Annotated in this window: 19 protein-coding genes; 14 read left to right on the forward strand and 5 right to left on the reverse strand. The window is 33.6% G+C overall.

Annotated features, from left to right (window positions below):
* Nucleotides 1–303 precede the first annotated feature (303 nt).
* The 10 genes from cydA (at nt 304) to NLJ82_RS09635 (ending at nt 12,881) form a co-directional block, all read left to right on the forward strand.
* Nucleotides 304–1,707 carry a cytochrome ubiquinol oxidase subunit I gene (gene cydA / locus NLJ82_RS09590; RefSeq protein WP_000448883.1) on the forward strand — a complete coding sequence of 468 codons (1,404 nt, stop codon included), beginning with the start codon at nt 304–306 and terminating at the stop codon, nt 1,705–1,707.
* The gene (gene cydB, locus NLJ82_RS09595; protein WP_000950062.1) at nt 1,694–2,710 is read left to right on the forward strand and encodes a cytochrome d ubiquinol oxidase subunit II; all 1,017 of its coding nucleotides are present in this window, start codon (nt 1,694–1,696) and stop codon (nt 2,708–2,710) included. Before cydA ends, cydB begins: the two co-directional genes overlap by 14 nt.
* Nucleotides 2,710–4,425 (forward strand): thiol reductant ABC exporter subunit CydD, encoded by a 1,716-nt coding sequence (cydD, locus tag NLJ82_RS09600; protein ID WP_000824070.1) that lies wholly within the window; start codon nt 2,710–2,712, stop codon nt 4,423–4,425. The genes cydB and cydD overlap by 1 nt, the downstream gene beginning before the upstream one ends.
* A gap of 2 nt (nt 4,426–4,427) precedes the next feature.
* Complete coding sequence (cydC, locus tag NLJ82_RS09605) at nt 4,428–6,152, forward strand: thiol reductant ABC exporter subunit CydC (protein ID WP_000073481.1); 1,725 nt, start codon at nt 4,428–4,430, stop codon at nt 6,150–6,152.
* 316 nt (nt 6,153–6,468) lie between these two features.
* Nucleotides 6,469–7,617, forward strand: coding sequence for a hypothetical protein (locus NLJ82_RS09610; protein WP_000664273.1), 1,149 nt, complete (start codon nt 6,469–6,471; stop codon nt 7,615–7,617).
* A gap of 106 nt (nt 7,618–7,723) precedes the next feature.
* Nucleotides 7,724–10,285, forward strand: a complete 2,562-nt coding sequence (locus NLJ82_RS09615) for a glycosyltransferase (RefSeq protein WP_000857384.1) — start codon at nt 7,724–7,726, stop codon at nt 10,283–10,285.
* A gap of 19 nt (nt 10,286–10,304) precedes the next feature.
* Nucleotides 10,305–11,435 (forward strand): DegT/DnrJ/EryC1/StrS aminotransferase family protein, encoded by a 1,131-nt coding sequence (locus NLJ82_RS09620; RefSeq protein WP_000427954.1) that lies wholly within the window; start codon nt 10,305–10,307, stop codon nt 11,433–11,435.
* On the forward strand, nt 11,428–11,994 hold the full coding sequence (locus NLJ82_RS09625) for an acyltransferase (protein WP_001084170.1): 567 nt from the start codon (nt 11,428–11,430) through the stop codon (nt 11,992–11,994). The genes NLJ82_RS09620 and NLJ82_RS09625 overlap by 8 nt, the downstream gene beginning before the upstream one ends.
* 128 nt (nt 11,995–12,122) lie before the next feature.
* Entirely contained in the window at nt 12,123–12,344 is a 222-nt protein-coding gene (locus NLJ82_RS09630) for a hypothetical protein (protein WP_000459103.1), read from the forward strand.
* A 90-nt stretch (nt 12,345–12,434) separates the two neighbouring features.
* A complete protein-coding gene (locus NLJ82_RS09635; protein WP_000695301.1) occupies nt 12,435–12,881 on the forward strand; it encodes a DUF6376 family protein in 447 nt (148 codons plus the stop codon).
* A gap of 35 nt (nt 12,882–12,916) precedes the next feature.
* Here NLJ82_RS09635 and NLJ82_RS09640 read toward each other — a convergent pair whose 3' ends face one another.
* From NLJ82_RS09640 to NLJ82_RS09650, 3 genes are all read right to left on the reverse strand, one after another.
* Nucleotides 12,917–13,255, reverse strand: a complete 339-nt coding sequence (locus tag NLJ82_RS09640; RefSeq protein ID WP_001089868.1) for an EamA family transporter — start codon at nt 13,253–13,255, stop codon at nt 12,917–12,919.
* Nucleotides 13,248–13,589 (reverse strand): EamA family transporter, encoded by a 342-nt coding sequence (locus tag NLJ82_RS09645; protein ID WP_000805122.1) that lies wholly within the window; start codon nt 13,587–13,589, stop codon nt 13,248–13,250. Before NLJ82_RS09645 ends, NLJ82_RS09640 begins: the two co-directional genes overlap by 8 nt.
* 144 nt (nt 13,590–13,733) lie before the next feature.
* Nucleotides 13,734–14,117, reverse strand: a complete 384-nt coding sequence (locus NLJ82_RS09650) for an LD-carboxypeptidase (protein ID WP_001130822.1) — start codon at nt 14,115–14,117, stop codon at nt 13,734–13,736.
* A gap of 205 nt (nt 14,118–14,322) precedes the next feature.
* Here NLJ82_RS09650 and NLJ82_RS09655 point away from each other — a divergent pair, with 205 nt between their 5' ends.
* Both NLJ82_RS09655 and NLJ82_RS09660 read left to right on the forward strand, forming a co-directional pair.
* A complete protein-coding gene (locus NLJ82_RS09655) occupies nt 14,323–15,276 on the forward strand; it encodes a D-alanyl-D-alanine carboxypeptidase family protein (protein ID WP_000825883.1) in 954 nt (317 codons plus the stop codon).
* A gap of 243 nt (nt 15,277–15,519) precedes the next feature.
* Nucleotides 15,520–16,122 carry a nitroreductase family protein gene (locus tag NLJ82_RS09660; protein WP_001993708.1) on the forward strand — a complete coding sequence of 201 codons (603 nt, stop codon included), beginning with the start codon at nt 15,520–15,522 and terminating at the stop codon, nt 16,120–16,122.
* Nucleotides 16,123–16,230: 108 nt separating this feature from the next.
* On the opposite strand, the gene NLJ82_RS09665 is transcribed toward NLJ82_RS09660, so the two are convergent.
* Nucleotides 16,231–16,401: a hypothetical protein gene (locus NLJ82_RS09665; RefSeq protein WP_001059583.1), complete on the reverse strand. Its 171-nt coding sequence runs from the start codon at nt 16,399–16,401 to the stop codon at nt 16,231–16,233.
* A gap of 676 nt (nt 16,402–17,077) precedes the next feature.
* On the opposite strand from NLJ82_RS09665, the gene entFM reads away from it, so the two are divergent.
* Entirely contained in the window at nt 17,078–18,358 is a 1,281-nt protein-coding gene (entFM, locus tag NLJ82_RS09670; RefSeq protein WP_000755553.1) for an enterotoxin EntFM, read from the forward strand.
* Nucleotides 18,359–18,455: 97 nt separating this feature from the next.
* Here the strand turns inward: entFM and NLJ82_RS09675 are convergent, their stop codons facing one another.
* On the reverse strand, nt 18,456–19,220 hold the full coding sequence (locus tag NLJ82_RS09675) for an alpha/beta fold hydrolase (RefSeq protein WP_001194312.1): 765 nt from the start codon (nt 19,218–19,220) through the stop codon (nt 18,456–18,458).
* 239 nt (nt 19,221–19,459) lie between these two features.
* Between NLJ82_RS09675 and NLJ82_RS09680 the strand changes: the two genes are divergently transcribed.
* The gene (locus NLJ82_RS09680; protein ID WP_000453859.1) at nt 19,460–21,220 is read left to right on the forward strand and encodes an ABC transporter ATP-binding protein; all 1,761 of its coding nucleotides are present in this window, start codon (nt 19,460–19,462) and stop codon (nt 21,218–21,220) included.
* The last annotated feature ends 40 nt before the right edge of the window (nt 21,221–21,260 follow it).

A 21,260-nucleotide genomic window follows, 5' to 3' on the forward strand; every position in this document is an offset into this window, starting at 1 on the left:
TTCAAAAAAATACCAAAAGACATATTTCAGACAAAATGATGTCAATAATACGTCAAAAATAACCTGAATTTACTATGCAGGTATATTATACAATTCGATTAACGAATAAAACACTACTGAAATAGTGAAAAGGTAAATTTTATGAGAAAGTTCTTTTGTAATTATCTTGAAAACTGAAAATTTATATTTTCTAAAAGTACATAAACAAATTTATCTTTCTACATTTCTAAGATTTGAGTTGTTTTATTCATACAACTCAATTGAAATTACGATATAAAAAATTATGAAGGAAGTGATTGTAGTATGGAAACGCTCGAATTGGCACGAATACAATTCGCATCAACAACGATTTTCCATTACTTTTTTGTTCCGCTGTCTATTGGTTTAGCTTTTATCATTGCGTTAATGCAAACGTTATATGTGGTAAAGGGACAAGAAATTTATAAGAAGATGACGAAGTTTTGGACACAAATATTCCTTGTTAACTTTGCGGTAGGTGTAGTAACTGGTATTCTACAAGAATTCCAGTTTGGTATGAACTGGTCAACCTATTCACGCTTCGTAGGTGATGTGTTTGGTCCATCACTTGCGATTGAAGGTTTATTAGCATTTTTCATTGAGTCTACATTTTTAGGTTTATGGGTATTCGGTGAGGATAAATTACCGAAGCGCATTCACCTTTTATGTATTTGGCTCCTTTCAATTGGAACAATGTTATCAGCATTTTGGATTTTAACTGCAAGTGCATTTATGCAATCACCGGTAGGATATGAAATGGCAGCCGATGGACGTGCACAAATGAATGATTTCTTAGCGATCATTCAAAATCCACAATTATGGGTGCAATTCCCGCATACAATTACAGCGGCAATTGCAACGGGTGCATTCTTTATTGCAGGTGTGAGTGCATGGAAAATAACGAAAGCTCAAGAAACGGAAGTGTTTAAAAAATCATTCCGCATTTCTATCATTGTTGGAACACTTACAACTGCGCTTGTATTATTCTTCGGTCATGCGCAAGCACAACAATTAATTAAGACACACCCAATGAAAATGGCAGCAGCTGAAGCGTTATGGAATACGAGTGAAGATCCAGCGCCATTTACAGTATTTGCGAAAATTGATGCAGAGAAGAAAGAAAATTCGTTTGAAATTCAAATCCCGTATATGCTAAGTCTATTATCATATGATAAATTTAGCGGTCAAGTAGAAGGGATGAATCAAATTCAAAAGCAATATGAAGAAAAATATGGGCCTGGAGATTATATTCCACCAGTACACACGATGTTCTGGAGCTTTAGAGCGATGGTAATGAGTGGAACATTTATGCTTCTTCTAGGAGCGTACGGATGGTTCTTATCAAGAAAAGATCGTTTAGCTGAAAAAACTTGGTATTTAAAATTAATGGTGTATGCAATTTCACTACCGTTTATCGGTAATACAGTAGGATGGATTATGACTGAAATGGGACGTCAACCTTGGGTAGTTTTCGGTGTTATGAAAACGGAAGATGCTGTATCTCCAAATGTTACGTTCGGAGAAGTGCTATTCTCTTTAGTTTCGTTCACATCATTATATTTAATTATAGGTGGAATTACAGTTTACTTATTCGTTCGTATTATTAAAGGACATGAGAATAAGAAAACGAAACAAGATTCTCAAAGCCATGATCCATTTGATAAGGAGGATGAGTATGTTATCTCTTAATGAGTTGTGGTTTATCATTATTGCAATTTTATTCGTAGGCTTCTTTGTACTTGAAGGTTTCGATTTCGGTGTAGGTATAGTTTCAAGGTTTTTAGGAGAAAACGATTTAGAGAAAAGGATTTACTTAAATACAATTGGTCCATTTTGGCACGCGAATGAAGTATGGCTTGTTTGTGCTGGTGGCGCTATGTTTGCGGCATTCCCGCACTGGTATGCAACTTTATTTAGTGGGTTTTACATTCCGTTTGTATTTATGCTTCTTGCTTTAATTATTAGAGGTGTTTCCTTTAAATTCCGTGCGAAAATAGATAATCATAAATGGAAAGGCTTTTGGGATTGGGGTATGTTTTTAGGAAGTTTACTACCGCCTATCCTTTGGGGAGTTGCCATTGCTAACTTTATGGTAGGTATTCCAATTGATGAGACGAAAAATGCTGTAGGTGGATTCTTACAATTACTTCATCCCTTTGCATTACTTGGAGGAGTTATGTTCCTTCTGCTATGTATTGTTCACGGCTTGCAATTCCTTACAATACGTACAACTGGTAAGTTAAGAGAACGTGCACGTATTGCTGCACTGAAAATTGCACCACTTGCAATTATAGCGCTTCTTATTTTTGCTGGTGTAGGGTTATGGAAAACAGATATTTTCACTGGTCATGGTACAGAATGGATTATGGTTCCGATTGGAGCTTTTGTAGCATTATGTGTGTCAACATTATTAAATAAAAGAAGAAGAGATGGTTGGGCTTTCTTTATGACAAGTTTAACAATCATTTTACTAAGTGCGAGTGTGTTTGCCGGCATGTTCCCACGTGTCTTAATTAGTTCGTTAGGGTCAATATACGATTTAACAATTTATAATGCAGCATCAGGAGATTATGCACTAAAACTGATGACGTATTTTTCAATTGCTATATTGCCATTTGTATTGGGAAGTCAAATATGGAGTTTCTATGTGTTTAGACAACCTGTTAAGTCAGATAAAGATTTGGAGTACTAATGAAAAGAAAAAGAGGACTTCCGTCGTATCCTGGTAGCCGAGTTTTATATGTAGTGTTAACAATCATTAGCATTTTAGAAGCTTTTAGTATTATTGCACAAACAGTGTTTTTAGCGCGAGCTATTACGTTTTTATTTCAGGGAGAAGCGGTGCAATCTGTGTTAAATGAAACGGTTTATTTCGGAATCACGTTTGCAGTACGTCATTTGCTAGTTCGAATGTCACAAATATTAGTAGAACGTTTCGCTGAAAAAACAGGATCGCTATTGAGAAAACAATTAATAGAGGCGTATTTCACATTAGGTCCACGGTATGTTCAAACCGCTGGAACAGGTCATCTGGTTACCTTATCGATAGAGGGTATTGAGAAATTTAAAACATATATTGAACTAACAATTCCTAAAATGATTAGAAGTAGTATCGTACCGGGACTAATTGTACTATATGTTTTTACACTAGATATTGAGTCGGGAATCATTTTAGTTGTAACGATTCCTATCGTAATTATTTTTATGATCCTACTAGGATTAGCAGCGCAGAAAATGGCGGATAGCCAATATGAAACATATCGTGTTCTTTCTAATCATTTTGTAGATACGTTAAAAGGATTAGAAACATTAAAGTATTTAGGTCAAAGTAAACAACACGAAGGAAAGATTGAAAAAGTAAGTAAAAGATATAGAAAAGCAACGATGCGTACTTTGCGAGTTGCTTTTCTTTCTTCTTTTGCATTAGATTTCTTTACGAGTTTATCAATTGCATTTGTGGCGGTCGGATTAGGGATACGTTTAATAGATGGGACAATTGTACTATTACCAGCCCTTACGATTTTAATTTTAGCTCCGGAATATTTCTTGCCGATTAAACAAGTTGGAGCAAATTATCATGCTACGTTAGATGGACAACTTGCAATGGAGCAAATAGAAGAGATTTTACAGCAACAAAAAGAAATAGGGAAGAAAGAATCTAATGTAGACTTAATATGGAATTCAACTAGTAACTTGAAATTACAAGATGTAAAAGTAAAGAATGATGAATCTGAAAAAGCTATATTAGAGGAAATTGATTTTACTTGGAAAGGAACTGGCGCTATAGGTGTAATTGGTGAAAGTGGAGCAGGGAAATCAACGTTAATCGACGTATTAGCAGGGTTTTTAACTCCTTCAGCTGGAAATATGATTGTAAATGGTGTGGAAATTGACGGGGCTACTCGTGAAGAGTGGCAAAAGAATATTGCTTATATTCCGCAGCAACCTTATATTTTCCCGCTTTCATTAAAAGATAACATTTGTTTCTATGAAACAAATACAACGGATGAAGAAGTGGAAAGAGTTATGAATGAAGTCGGTCTTCGTTCACTCGTTACATCGCTTCCAAATGGAATGTATGAAAGAATTGGAGAAGGTGGGCGTATGCTTAGTGGCGGACAAGAACAACGTGTCGCAATGGCGCGAGCCCTTTTAAGCAAAAAGCCAATTATTTTATTAGACGAGCCTACAGCACATCTTGATATTGAAACTGAATTTGAAATAAAGCAAGCGATGTTACGTCTGTTTGAAGGTAAGTTAGTATTTCTTGCAACACATCGTCTTCACTGGATGAAACAGATGGATCATATTCTTATTTTAAATAAAGGGAAAATGATAGAAAGCGGAACGTATGAAGAACTTGTAAAGAATGAAGCATTACATTTTCGCAGGAAAGAGAGGGGATAGAGATGAGTAACTGGATTAAACCGTATATACAGCAAAATAAAGGTAGAATGACTGTAACTATTTTCCTTGGTCTTCTTGGAGTTAGTTCAGGTGCGATGCTACTTTTCATTTCAGGTTATTTAATCTCTAAATCTGCTCTTAGACCAGAAAATGTAATGGCTGTATATGTTCCTATCGTTGCAACACGTGCGTTTAGTATAGGACAAGCGGTATTTCATTATGTAGAGCGTTTAGTTGGACACGATGTTGTATTACGCATATTAGAAAAGATGAGAACGAAACTATATGGGATAGTAGAACCACAGGCGTTATTTTTCCGTTCACGATTTCAAACGGGCGATATGTTAGGCGTATTATCCGAAGATATAGAGCATTTACAAAACCTATATTTACGTACAATATTTCCTAGCATATTAGCATTAGTTGTATATAGCATATTCGTACTTGTTATCGGTACATTTGACGTAGTGTTTGCACTTATTGCAGCATGTATGTTGGCTATTATCGTTTTTCTTCTTCCATTTATATCATTACTTTTAATGAAGAAACATCATGTTACTTTAAAGCAAGGAAGAAACCGTTTGTACCAACAACTAACAGATGCTGTTTTTGGATTATCTGATTGGCAAGCAAGTGGTAGAAAAGATGAATTCATTGATAAGTATGTAGATCAAAATGCTCAGTTGTTAAAAACGGAAAAAAGAATGAAGCGCTGGAATCATATTCGGGACAGTATTATTCAATTAGTAGTGGGTATTGTAGTTATTTCAATGATTATATGGACTGGAAATGAGGCGGCGAGTGAACAGATTGCTCCTACCGTTATTGCGGCTTTCGTCTTAATGACGTTATCTGTCACAAACGCGTTAATTCCTCTGTCAGATGCTATCGATCGAATTCCATCATATGTAGAATCCGCTCATCGTCTCAATCAAGTAGAAGGTAATGGTGTTTTACAGGATGAAAAGGAATTACCTAGAGATAAAGATTATGTTGCACCAAAACATATAGACATTGAATTAAATCATGTATCGTATAGTTACCCAGATAGCAATGAATTTGTATTGAAAGACGTATCATTACAAATAAAAGCAGGAAAAAAAATCGCCATTTTAGGAAGAAGCGGAACTGGAAAATCTACTTTGTTAAAATTGTTAACAGGTGCACTAAGCCCATTACAGGGTGAAGTTTTATTGAATAGTGAACATGCTCACACGAATCTTTTATCAAAATATATTTCTGTATTGAATCAAAAGCCGCATTTATTCGATACGACAATTGGGAATAATGTGCGAATCGGCAAACCAGAGGCAACAGATGAAGAGATATGGAATGCTTTAGAGAAAGCACAATTAGCTTCGCATGTTGCTTCTCTTCCAGATAGATTACAAACAAAAATGCATGAGATGGGGAAAAGGTTTTCTGGCGGGGAAAGACAACGGGTTGCTTTTGCTAGAACGCTAATGCAAGAAGCACCAATCATTGTACTAGATGAACCTACAATCGGCTTAGATCCAAAGACAGAATTATCTTTAATAGAAACAATGTTTTCTGCAACGGAAGAAAAGACAGTAATTTGGATTACGCACCATCTTGTAGGAATGGAGCATGTTGATGAAGTAATATTCCTTGATCGTGGTCAAATTGTGATGCAAGGTAGTCATGAACAACTTCTGAAAGAAAATGAAAAGTATCGTATGCTTTATGAGTTAGACAAAGGAATATAATTTTATCCGACTTTAATGGGTAGTAAGACCCCCACCTTAAAATGCAGTGAAAGCAAAGACGTTAGGTGGGGGTCGGGCTGCCCATTAAAGTCCGATTGGTTCAACTAATAATCAGTGGGCGATGAAGAAACCCCCCCACTGATTAAAGCTTCACTTTATTAAGTATGTAATGGAAAAATAGCTACGCCTAATGGTGGAGCTATTTTTTTGTTTTGAAATGAATATTCTATTCTTTTTTATGATGGCTGGCAAATGTATATGATCGTTACGAATGAAAAATGAATTTCATATTATACATATAATGGAGGGGATATATATGAAGGAGCAGTATAAAATTATTGTTTTAAGTGATGAATTATCAAGGGGGAAGATTCAAAATGCATTAGACAAAAATAAATGTAAAACAATCGTTCATGTTGTAGACGTTTCAGCCATTGTTCAAATAGAAAATTCTTTTCAATATATAATCATTTGGAGAGTGGACGCAGAAAAACTTACAATTGAATTGATAAACAGGGGCGTGCAAAGTACAAAAATTATTAATTTAACAAAATACATGTATGAATGGAAGAATAAATTAATTTCTATCTATCAAATAAATCCGGATCTTATGTCTTTATACATTTCTATGAAAAAAGCAAAGAGTGATCCGACGTATGAATTGTTTGCAACGGGCTTGTCTTATCCGCATTGTGGTATAAGTACGGAGTTCCTCTCAAAAAAGTCAATAAAATTAACACTTCCATCGCAAGATCTATACTATGATTATTTAATAGCATCACAACTACTATCAAACGATCATTCCTTTCAATATTGTTTGATAGGAATAGCTTATTTCTCGTTTTACTTTGACATGTCGTTATCATCTGAATCATATAGAATTCACAAAGTATATTATCCATTGTTTCAAGACGGCCATCATACTGTAGTTCATTCTCCTCTATCCACTGATGGATTCTCACATCTAGATACCCCGAAACCACTTTTTTCTATTTTTAATTTTCATTTTGAATATATTTTATTAGACGAACTAACAGATGAATCATTGATATTGCCTTGGATAAATGCTGAATGGAATATCACTCCTCTTCACATTCCTTTTGAAGAACACGGAAAAATAAGAGCAGCTTCACATGCTAAATTGTCATATCCTCATACTTTAGTTGAAAATAAAACAATTTTTAAAACATATTTAGAATTACTTTTAAAACATGATATAAAACCACTAATTGTTGTATTCCCTGTTACTTCACATTATTTCAATTGTAGTAGTAAGAAATTAAAAGAAGATTTTTATAAAGTTATAAACGACTTTCATGCTCAATATTCTTTTGAAATTATAGATTTATTTGATTCACCATTATTTTGTGATGAAGATTTTTATGATAGTGATCATTTGAATAAAAAAGGTGCAAATAAAATGTCCATGTTATTAAATATGTTTATTCAGGAACGAAAAGTATGATATTTCGTTTCATATCTGCATAAAAGTATATAGGCTCTATTCGGTTAAAGTGATGTGATTTTTGTGTCGCGTATATAAATAATATGCGAAGAGGTGAGAGAGTAAAATGAAAACTCGTATTGAAAGAACTGAAGAGGTGGTAGATCAACTTCCGTTGGTAAGTGTATTAATTCCTACATATAATCGTCCTCGCTTTTTTGAAGAGGCGTTATGTAGTGTGCTGGAACAAACGTACCCTAATATAGAAATTATAGTTGGAGATGATAGTACGAATGACGAAACAGAAAAGGTGTTACAAAAATACTTATGTGATCATTCAAATATTATTTATATAAAAAACAGTTCAACTCTCGGACAATTTGAAAATGCACTCATGTTATTTCATGAAGCGAACGGTGAGTATATAAATTTTTTAATGGATGATGATATCTTTCATGTGGATAAAATTGAAAAAATGATAAAGTGTTTTTTCAATGATTTAGATAATGAAATTAAGCTTGTAACATCTCATCGTCAAGTAATTGATGAAAAAGGGAAAGAACTACGACATATTTATTCAACTGTCCGTTTATTTGAAGAGGATACGATTATAGAGGGGACAGAATTAGCAAATAGGGTAATTGTGGATCAAAAAAATTATATTGGAGAACCGACAACAGTTTTATTTCGTAAAAATGATTTACAAGAACCGTATGGGATTTTTGATAAGAGGAGGTATCTTTGTAACGTAGATATAGCTTCATGGTTATCTTTATTAAGTAAAGGAAAAGCAGTATATATAGCAGAGACACTGAGTTACTTTCGATTACATCCAGATCAACAGTTAAATGAATCTAATAAAATGATGGATGGATTAGAAGATTTTTCACATAGTATTATAGCTGGAGAAAAATATGGTTTCTTATCTAACGAAAAAGAGTTAGATGAAGCGATAACTAATTTTCTAGAATATGCAAGAAGGATAGTTCCGTCATCAATATTATATACATTAGACTATTATCAAAAAATTAAAGAAAAGAAAATAAACATAGAAAAGAAAAAACAATATATAAATAATAATTCTCCTTTACCGAAAGTAAGTATACTTATTCCTGCGTACAATAGACCGTATTACTTGGAATTGGCGCTTAATAGTGCTCTGAATCAAACATATGAAAATATTGAAATTATTATTTCTGACGACAGTACAAATAATGAAGTCAATGCGATGATTCAACCGTATTTACGTGAATATGAGTGTATTACATATGTTAAAAATGAAACGCCGTTAGTTGCTGAAAACTTTAATAAGTGTATAGAACTTGCGAACGGGGATTATATAAACTTTTTATTAGATGATGACTTATTTCATCATGAAAAGATTGAGAGAATGATGAAATACTTTTTGACGTTAGAAAATATTTCATTTGTGACGTCTTATCGTGAACTAATTGATGAGAATGGAGAGATATTACCACCTTCAACATTAAATATGAAAATCGCGAAAGAAACTACGCTTTTTGAAGGAAAAGAATTAGGGAATTATATGTTAAAAAATTTGAAAAATGTAGTTGGTGAGCCGACAACTGTTTTGTTTAATCGGGAATTGTTTGAAGGGAAGTTTGGGTATTTTAAAGGGAAGGCTTATTCTGCTATTAATGACATTGCAACTTGGCTAGACATGATGAGGAAAGGAAAAGTAGTTTATATACAAGAACCTCTTAGTTATTTTAGACAACATAGTGGACAAAATCAAAAACAAATGCATTTTATTTTAATGACAATTGAAGAATGGATTGAATTAATTATTGATGCATATAATAGTGGGTTTTTAAGTTCTGAAAGAGATTATAAAGAGAGCTTATCCTATTGTTTAGAGAATGCGGGATTTATAGTTAAGGATGCAGTAAGAAATGGAGAACTAGATCAAATTTATAATGAAAAGATTAAAAAGGGGTTAAACAAACTAGTTGCCCATATGTTTGAGAAAGAATGTTGTTATTGTCAATATTGCAATCAACAATTTGAAAAATTTTCACCTTGGCCGGCAGATTATGATTTTCCAAAATATAAATTTGAGATGTGGAATAAAGATACAGGGATATGTCCAGTTTGTAGTTCGATGGATCGTGAAAGGTTGTATCGTGTGTACATTGAAACGGAAACGGACTTGTTAAGTAGAAAATATACTATGCTTCATATTGCACCTGAAGCGAATGTAAGAGATTGGTTTAACGAGTATAAAAATATTACGTATGTATGTGGGGATTTAGAGCCAAAGGATCCATTAATGAAGGAAATTGATGTTACAAGCATTACATATGATAGTAATACTTTTGATGTAATTTTATGCAGCCACGTATTAGAACATGTTCTTGATGATGGCAAAGCAATGCGAGAGTTATATAGGGTTTTAAAACCAAATGGATGGGGAATTATTCAAGTACCCATCGTAATGAATGTGGATTCTATTATAGAGAATGAATTAATTGTAACTCCACAATTGAGGAAATTAGCTTTTGGTCAAGAAGATCATGTGAGAATTTATAATCAATCAGGGTTCATTCAACGATTAATGAATGCGGGATTTAAGGTGGAATTATATAACATAGCTGAAAAACAAGGGATGAAAAGTGCTAGGAAATTTGGCTTATCTGAAACAGATATGCTCTATATTGTCCGAAAATGATAGGAAGGAATAGATAGATATGGAGAATATTCCTTTTTTACGTGCTTCAACTGTACCTGTAATTGAGTATTTGGATGAATTGAAGGAAATTGATACATCTCACATATATACGAATTACGGACCTATAAATCAACGTTTTGAACAAACAATTATGTCGGGATTTTTTCAGAACAGGGGAGCTGTTACAACAGTAGCAAACGCAACGTTAGGGTTAATGGCGGCCATTCAACTTAAGAAAAGAAAAAAAGGAAAGTATGCCCTCATGCCTAGTTTTACATTCCCTGCGACTCCATTAGCAGCTATTTGGTGTGGATTGGAACCTTATTTTATTGATATTTCAATAGATGATTGGTATATGGATAAAACAGTACTTTTGGATAAGATTGAAGAATTAAAAGAAGAGGTTGCGATTGTTGTCCCGTACGCAACGTTTGGATCATGGATGAACTTAGAAGAATATGAAGAATTAGAAAAGAGGGGTGTTCCGGTTGTCGTAGATGCGGCACCGGGATTCGGATTAATGAATGGAATTGTGCATTATGGACAGGGGTTTAGTGGAATGATCGTATATAGTTTTCATGCAACAAAGCCTTTTGGGATTGGTGAAGGAGGGCTTATATATAGTAAAAACGAAGAAGATATACAATGTATTAAAAGGATGGGTAATTTCGGATTTGATAAAAATCGTGAATGTACGATGATGGGGTTTAATTGTAAAATGTCTGAATATGCAGCCGCTATTGGGATTGCAACTATGAAAAAATGGGATGACAAATTAAAAGAACGCACCCGTATTTCTGAATGGTATAAACAATTGTTACAAAGTAATGGATTCATAAAAAAAGGGTGGCAACTCCAAAAGACAGAAGCAGTTATTCAGCAATTTATGCCTATTCTTTGTCCAGAAGAAGTTCGCAACAAACAAGTAATAGAAGACCTGAAAAAACAGAAAATAGAAGCTAGATTATACTTTTCGCCCTCTTGCCATCAACAAGTTCTTTTTAAAAATTATAAGTCTACAGATTTAACAACAACGAATAAAATAGCAAAACGAATAGTAAGTTTACCTTTATGGGAAGGAATGACGAAAGAAATAGTAGAACAAATTGTAAGATGTTTAGGTCAGAGGGCGGTGTTGGCAGATGAATAGTTTTTATAGTCAAGAAGAGCTAAAGAAAATTGGATTTTTATCAATTGGGAAGAATGTATTGATTAGTAAAAAAGCAAGTATATATAATCCAGGTGTTATATCAGTAGGTAATCATGTAAGGATTGATGATTTTTGCATTTTAAGTGGCAAAATTACAATTGGAAGTTATTCGCATATATCAGCGTATACAGCGTTATATGGAGGGGAAGTTGGGATTGAAATGCATGACTTTGCAAATATCTCAGCTAAAACCTTAGTATATGCGGTACTTGATGATTTCAGTGGAAATACTTTAATGGGGCCAACTGTCCCGAATCAATATAGGAATGTGGAAACAGAAAAAGTTATTTTTAAAAAACATGCGATTATTGGTGCTGATTCTATTATTTTTCCAAATGTAACTATAGGAGAAGGTACGGCAGTCGGTGCGATGAGTATGGTGAAAGAGAGTTTAGAAGATTGGTATATTTATGCTGGAGTTCCCGTAAGAAAAATAAAACCTCGTCAAAGAAAGATGCTAGAGTTAGAAATTGATTTTTTAAAAAACATTCATTCTTAACAAAAAGAATGAATGTTTTTTATTTTTATGGTGCAGCAGAGTGTGTATCTTAACTTATTATGTTTTAAATTTTGCTGACCAAGGCAATACTGAGCCATAGTGAATGTAAAGTTGGAGGGCGAGCGTATATGTTTGATGAGGATGGGATTGTTTTAATTATGGAACCGGCTGATGAAAGAAATTTGAGGAGATTTATTTTTTCAGTACCAAAGTCAGTGTATGAAAAGAAGGGGCTTACATTACACTATGGAACAGCTATAGGACAAGGATATACGGATATAATTGAAGATATTATTAGCATACATATAGAAGTAGATGTTGTAACAGTAATCGGGCATGTAAGAGGGTAAATAGCTATTTGAAAAAAGGTTATAAGTAATGTAGCTAGAAGTTAGGATAGAGAAACTTACAGACAATTATAAAGACGAAGGGAGCCTAAAATGAAAATAAAATCAACTTTAGTAGTATTTATAGTTACAATTGGTTTAATGGGATGTTCACTAGTAGAACAAGGAAAGAACTCCATAGATTATGCTCAAAAAGCGACAGACTATATAAATGAAATAAGTGCGTTTGCAAATGATGCACCAGCATTAGCTGAAAAGGCTGTTAATGATAGTGAAGCTCGAAAAGAATTAGAAGCGAAGCTTAGTGAAATTAAACAAGATATACCCGCTTTCAATGAATTAACACCGCCTGATGTAGCAAAGGATCTTCATCAGCAAATCGTCGGATATAACGAAAAGTTAAATACGTTAATTGATACGGCGATGACAAAGATAGAAGAAGGGAAAGTGAATGTAGAAGAGTTTAAAAACTCGGAGCTTATGCAGACGGTAGATCAAGTTCGAGATTTGAAAGAGAAGGTGCAAAATTTAGGTCAATAGTAAAAGGCTCCGTTTGTGATAAACGGAGCCTTTTACTATTGGATACAATAAACGATTACACCAACGATAATAATCATGTTGCCGATGAGTTTACGTTTCGTTATTTTTTCTCCTAGGAAATACCAACCGAAAATTAATATGATGATATAACTTAAGGATTCTAATGCTGATGCTTGTTTTAATGCCATGCCCTTCATGGCGATAACATTTAATCCAGCGTTAATTACAAATAAAGAGTAGCCGATAATAACATAAGGATTCACATATTCTTTTATTCTAGAATCGTATTGTTGCAAAGTAGCTTTTTTTAATAATATTTGTGAGTAATTAGCTAAAATTATCCCGAAAATAAATAATAACATATAACTATTCATCTTTTGTCACCACCACAATTCCGACGATAATAATAGCTGCACCAAGTAAATGATTCCACTGAATCGTATCTCCAAATAGAAATACTGACCAAAGCATTGACCATAGTATAATAATCCCGCGATGTGAATATGCTTTTGATATTTCGAAATGTTTAATTACTTGTTGCCATAAAATTGCATATCCAAATAAAAGTATAACTAGTCCGAAATAAGCAATAAAAAATGAGATGGAAGCAATGGGAAATTTAGCTGCCCATTTCATGTAAACCATAATGATAGAATATATCAAAAAAGCTACATGTAAAAATAAGTAATTTTTAATAGTTGGTTTCATTTATTCACTCTCTTTTGCATATAAATATAATATTTATACCTAATTTTTCTAATGATAGATATTGGAACGTATTTAGTTTAATCTTTCACATTCCAAATTATATAGTATCATGGCTTTTATTGTAAAACAATAAAAGCCATGTATTCATTTTTTCCAAGGTTCTATAATATGTATCGTTTTATTTGTTGCATCTGAATACCCAATCATTATTTTAGGGTTATTTAGAAAAGCATCATAATCAATATAAGGCAATAAGGAATTTGAATTCATGCCACCAATTGTTGACATGATACAAGAAACATTAGGGTTTCTTATTAAAGTATTTAGTTCCTCAGCACGCTCTTGTATACTACCCGAACGATAATAATCATATCGACCTGTTAGTGAACCTTCTAATATATGAAATCCTTTCTGTTGTAAGTAAGATTTCGCTCGTTCAAATCTTTTAGGAGAAGTGTAGGTTACTGGAGAAGAAGGTGAGTAAATCCCAATTGTGTCTCCGTATTTTAATGATTTTGGAAGTGGCATTTGTATGAATCCCTTCTATTAATAGTTTTATTCATAAGGTTTATCGTTTAATATTCTTATATTTCGGTATTGTTATTGTAACATACATGCATTGAAATAATAATTGCTGTAGATGAATAAATATGCTTTTTACCTTGACGATATAAAGGGAAAGTTGTTATGGTTAAATGTGAGTGTATAAAAGGTTTGTTAAAGGAGTTTTGAAATGAAGCGGTTAAAATGGGGAAGGCTGACAGTCCTATTAGTCATTGTTTTAGGGATATGTTGGTTCTTATTCCAAGGAACTCAAAAGAGTGCAACAAGTATAGATGGACAACCTTTACAAGTGGCAGAACTACCTAAAACAGGATTAGTTGAAAAAGTAGTCCCACCAAAGTACATACCACCGGAAATTGATGCAAAAGCAGCTATGATTATTGATGCGAGTAATGGAGATATTATTTATCAACATAATGAAAATGAGGCTTTTGCGCCAGCAAGTATGTCTAAGATGATGACAGCATATCTTCTATTAGAAAATGTACATAATGGGAAAGTTCGCTGGGAAGATCCGGTGAAAATGAGTGCGAAAGCGGCACAAACAGAGGGAGCGAGAATCCCAGTACAAGTTAATGACACATTAACTGTTAAAGATTTATATCATGCATTAATGATTGAGTCAGCTAATAATTCAGCTGTGGCTTTAGCAGAACATATGGCAAAATCGGAGAAAGATTTCGTTCAGCTTATGAATGCAAAAGCGAAACAGTTAAAAATGTCGGAACATGCTAAATTTGCAAATGCTTCTGGATTACAAGAGCCCGATGGAAGTGAAACAAAAATGACGGCTGGTGATGTAGCAAACTTGGCGTATCATCTTATAAAAGATTACCCAGAAATATTAGAAGTGACTCACTTACGTCAAAGTCAGTTAGCATTTAATAATATTAATGTTATAAGTACAAATGATATGTTAAACAAAAATAATAAAGCTTTATATATAGAAGGAATAGACGGATTAAAAACAGGATTTACAGATAGCGCAGGGTATTGTTTTACGGGTACAGCAAAACAAGGTGATACTCGTATTATTACAGTTGTTATGGGGACAAAAGGTAAAACAAAGCGTTTTACAGAGACGAATAAGCTAATGTCTTATGCATTTGGCTTAGTTAATTAAGTGAAATACTGAGTTGGATCATCATATAAGAAAGGCAATTTGTTGTTACGTACTATCGGTAACAACAAATTGCCTTTTATTTTTTAGCACTAATAAAGTAAAAAGGTAAAAAATGTGAGTGTTATTATTTGAGTTTATTATTGTTTGTTTATATTATAAAGTTAGAAACTTATTAATGATAAGTTTTGAGGGGCATATGATGTGTACATAGGAAAAAGCCTCAAATGAAAATTGGAGGGAATTATGATGGCAAAAGATTTTTACTCAGCAATTGAAGACAGAAGATCTATTTACGCAATTAGTAAAGAACAAGTAGTTTCTGATGAAAAAATTCAAGAAGTGATTTATCATGCTGTAAAACATACACCTTCAGCTTTTAACTCTCAGAGTGCTCGCGTTGTCGTCTTGCTTGGAGAACAACACGATAAGTTATGGGATATTACGAAAGAAACGTTACGAAAAATTGTACCTGAAAATAACTTCGCTTCTACGGAAGAAAAAATGAATGCATTTAAAAGTGGTTATGGAACAGTTCTATACTTCGAAGATAGTGAAGTGGTGGAAGAACTGCAAGAAAAATTTGCATTATACAAAGAGAACTTTCCAATTTGGTCTCAGCAATCCTCTGGAATGTTACAATTTGCAATTTGGACAGCTTTGGAAATTGAAGGGTTTGGTGCTACATTGCAACATTACAATCCATTAATTGATGAAGAAGTGAGAAAAGAATGGGGAGTTCCAGAAAATTGGAAGCTTATTGCGCAAATGCCGTTTGGTAAACCGGTTGTACCTGCAGGTGAAAAAGAATACCAGCCTTTAGAAAACCGTGTAAAAATTTATAAATAATGTAGGAACGAGTGGGGGAATTGTTTATCCCCCACTAATTATTATTTGAACCAATCGGGGTTTTGCTACTTATAAAAAGGTGAACAGGGATACAACCTGTTCACCTTTTTATAAGTAGTAAGGATTTTTTTGATAGGAATTTTTCATCTGATTTTTTAATTCGTTTTTACGTGTTTCAATAGTTGATATTTTTTGTAAGGTAATAATTGAAACGAATTGAAAAAAAGCATAGTACAGTTCTATATTTTTATTTATAGGATCATCTATTATGTTATTCATAAATATACCTCCCTTTTGATTCCACTATTTGCAAGCAATAAAACGCTCATCTTAAAATTCAATTGCTTTCCGTGTAGGGTAAATAAAATGTGTATAGATTAAGACGCTACTATATATATGATAATATAAATACCCTATAAATTCCATAGACAGTTAAAAATGGGTAGCGGAATGTGTACTTTCGTCAAATTAGAACAGAATTTTTGAAGTTAAATCTTACAAATCGTCAAATCTTTTAAAAGTGATAGATAGTATCAAAAATAGTTTTCTAAAAATATTATACTATTGATAAAAAAAGTGTTTTTTGTCATGATAAGAGTATACTTCATAGGAGGAGCTATACTAGGAAATACATTCTTTGCATTGTGTTAGATGAATAGAATTTTTTTAAGTGGATAGAAAATATATACTAAGATAATGAATGGTATGTCGAATTTTCAATAAAATACATAAGAAATATAAAAAAAGCATTGCAAAAAGAGTAAGTTTAATGGTAAAGTTCACATGAAGTTCACACGGATTTCACTTCGCTTGTTTAAAATGAACTCTGTGTGAAAAATAAAACTCTTGTTAAAAAATGGAACTTAATGAATATTTTACTTTGATAATATTGTAAAGTATTAAGTTTATAAGTTTTTTTTAAGAGGATAGTAGGGAAAGGAAGTAAAGACAACTTATGAAAAAAGTAATTGCAGGTTTAGCAGTAGCTTCAGTAGCAGGTGTTGCAGTTCCAGGTATGGATTCTGCTCATGCACAAGTTTCAAACGAAGCGCTAAAAGAAATTAATGGACAAACTCAAACACAAACGACTGTAACTGAAACAAAAACTGTAGAAACAAAATCCGACTTAAAATACACAGTAACTGCTGATGTATTAAATGTTCGTTCAGGTGCTGGTACAGGACATAGCGTTATTTCTAAAGTAAAACAAGGTCAAGTACTACAAGTAATTGGACAAGAAAACGGTTGGTTCAAAGTAACTGTAAACGGTCAAACTGGTTATGTAAGTGGTGACTTCGTAACGACTGGTGGTAAAACAGGAACTACTGTTCAACAAGGAACTGGTACTTACACAGTAAACGTTTCTTCACTTAACGTACGTACAGGCCCAAGTACATCTCATACAGTATTAGGCTCTGTAAATAAAGGTAAAACAGTACAAGTTGTTGGTGAAGTACAAGATTGGTTTAAAATCAACTTCAATGGTGGAACTGGATACGTAAGCAAAGACTTCGTAACAAAAGGTGGTTCTGCTGTATCTAACCAAACACAACAACCAACTACAAACAACAATACTACTACAGTTCAAACTGGTGGTTCTTATGTTGTTAACACTGGTGCTTTAAAAGTACGTACAGGCCCAGCTACATACAACGCTGTAATCGGTGGTGTAACAAACGGTACAGTATTAAACGTTACTGGCGCTGAAAATGGTTGGTACAAAATTAACCATAACGGCCGCACAGGTTACGTAAGTGCAGACTTCGTTAAGTTTGTAAAAGGCGGAGTAAACAACGTTACAAATAACAATAACGTTACAAATAACGTTCAACAACCAGGTAAAGACGTACAAAAACCAACAACTGGTGGAGATACATCTTCAATCGCTGGATTCGCTAGATCATTAAATGGTTCACCATACAGAACAGCTGGTACAACACCTGCTGGTTTTGATTGCAGTGGATTCATTCACTACGTATTAAATCAAACTGGTCATAAAGGCGCTCGTCAAACAGTTGCTGGATACTGGAGTTCTAAAACAAAAACTAGCAATCCACAACCAGGTGATTTAGTATACTTCCAAAACACTTATAAATCAGGTCCTTCTCACATGGGTGTTTACTTAGGAAACGGTCAGTTCATTAGTGCAGAAACTGATGCAACTGGTGTACGTATTAGTTCTGTAAGTAACTCTTACTGGAGCAAGCACCTATTAGGTTACACAAAAGCATACTAAGAAAAAGTAAATTATATACTTTTCGTATAGAGAAAAGGCTTTCCAGGGAAACTTGGGAAGCCTTTTTATAGTTTAATAAATTGGGATGTAATAGTTTTTACTGTAACTTCCCGTTTAAAAATCGAGCGTATAGATCATGAAAGTAGTTGGGGCGGAATAAGTTTGCTGCATGTCCTGCTAACGGTATTTCTTTATATAAAACGTTAGGAAGAATGGACTTTAAATCAAAAAGACAAGATTTATAGAGATGATCATGTTCGCCCATTACCCATAGAATAGGGTGGGGAAGTGATTTTAATTTAGATTTTAAATCGAATTCTAACCGATGACGTAATGATTGAGCAATAATTGATGAATGTAATTGCAATCCGAACCGATAATAAATATTTCTTGAAATGACTGCGAACGGACTTGCCTTTAGTATGCCACTTGGAAAAATGGTATTTGCGTATTGAGAGAGCCATTTAGAGTAATCGTCTCCTCGCTTCTCCCAAAACTTTTGAAATACGTTATATAAAAGGGAAGGGTTATTATAATGTCCACCAATATGACAAATGCTCAAAACTTTTTCTGGATGCATTTGTGCAAAAATGGTAGAGATATAGCAGCCGTAGCTTAAAGCGCAAATATGAGCTTTTTGAATGCCTTCTTTTTCGTATAAATTCAATAATTGATCAACGAGACGCTGTAATGAAAATTCGATAGCTTCTCCTTTATCATCGCCGTGACCTAATAAGTCATAAGTGATAATGTTGTAAGAGGCGGAAAATCGTTTATGTTCTTTTTTGAAAGCACGACGATTGCCGACTAAACCATGAATAAAAATAATTGTTTCCTTTTTAGAATGTATATTTGTTTGCAAAAAGGATACTCCTTTCAATAACTGGAGATTTATATAGTATTGTAAATTAGTTATTTATCATTCACATAGAATAATATTAAGTACCAGGTAATAATATCAGATGTTTATATCTGTTGTAAAGATGAGTTTTTATGTATATTTTGTAAAAACAGAAAAAGTGTGTTTACATTCAGTTTACATTCGTATTGTATTCTATTTTTAGAAAGAACAGTTTTGTTTAACACGAGGAGATGACAGAAATGGAAGTTAGAAATGAAATAAAGAAAAAAGGGAGTTGGAGGCAGTTTTTACGCCTTATTCAAGATACAAATCCTCCGAAAGGGATTCTTGTTTTTGCGTTATTCATGAGTTTGCTTTCTACGGGAGCGAGTTTATTTATTCCGATGTTAACAAAAGGATTAGTAGATAATTTTTCACTTTCGTCAATTAGTACAGGACAAATTGTTGGGCTAGTCGCATTCTTTATTATGCAAACTATAGCTGCAGGATTATCTATATATTTACTAAATTATATCGGGCAGAAGATTGTAGCCGGACTGAGAGAACGTTTGTGGAAAAAGGTACTTATATTGCCAGTATCTTATTATGATCAAAATAGAACAGGCGATACAATTAGCCGAATGACAAATGATACAGGTGTTGTGAAGACATTAATTTCTGAGCATTTGTCAAATTTATTAACAGGCGGTATTTCAATTGTCGGATCATTAATCGTATTATTTGTTTTAGATTGGAAAATGACACTTTTACTTTTAACGGTTATTCCATTATCAGTACTGATCTTAGTTCCACTAGGACGAAAAATGTATAAGATTTCAAAAGCACTTCAAGATGAAACAGCTTCTTTTACAAGTGTGCTAACGCAAGTATTATCAGAAATTCGTTTAGTGAAATCTTCGAACACAGAAAAAAGAGAATATGAAACTGGAAATAAAGGTATCGAGAAGTTATTGCAATTTGGTTTGAAAGAGGGAAAAGTGCAAGCGTTAATTTCACCAGTTATGTCGTTTGTTTTAATGGCATTGCTTGTTATTATCGTAGGATATGGTGGGATGCGAGTTTCTAGCGGTGCATTAACAACTGGGGAACTAGTAGCGTTTATTTTATATTTAGTTCAAATTATAATGCCGATGAGTCAATTATCTATGTTCTTTACACAATTCCAAAAGGCAATTGGTGCAACGGAAAGAATTAATACAATTTTAGAATATGAAGTAGAAGACCATGAAACTGGTGTGAAAGTCACAAATGCTAAGCAACCAATTGTTCTTGAAAATGTACATTTCGAGTATAACGAAGAAGAGCAAGTGTTAAAGAATATTGATTTCACAATTGAATCAGGAAAAGTAACAGCGATCGTAGGGCCAAGTGGTAGCGGGAAAACGACATTATTTTCACTATTAGAACGTTTTTATGAGCCAACTAGCGGTGCTATTAAATTAGGGAAAGATACAATTACGAACTATTCATTACAGTCATGGCGACGTCAAATTGGTTACGTTTCACAAGATAGTCCGTTAATTGATGGAACGATTCGGGATAACATTTGTTACGGCGTTGAGGGAGAAGTGACAGATGAAGAAATTGAAAAAGTAGCGGCGATGGCATATGTGGATGCATTTATTCATGATTTGCCAAATGGATATGCAACAGAAGTTGGAGAACGTGGTGTGAAACTTTCTGGAGGACAAAGACAGCGAATTGCCATTGCCCGAGCGTTACTTCGAAATCCACAAATTCTTATGTTAGATGAAGCAACTTCTAGTTTAGATAGTAAATCAGAGTCTGTCGTTCAAAAGGCATTAAATAACTTAATGAAAGGCAGAACAACGTTAGTTATTGCACATAGACTTTCTACTGTAGTAGATGCAGATAAAATTATCTTTATAGAAAAAGGGAATCTTACAGGTAGTGGTACACATGATGAATTGTTACGCACACATGACATGTATCGTGAATTTGCAACGCAACAATTGAAAATTAAAGAGGGCGTATTATAAAATGAATCATCAGTGGGGCTTATACTCCGCTGGTGATTCA

It is taken from the genome of Bacillus paranthracis, assembly GCF_024296885.1.
Lineage (GTDB): Bacteria > Bacillota > Bacilli > Bacillales > Bacillaceae_G > Bacillus_A > Bacillus_A paranthracis.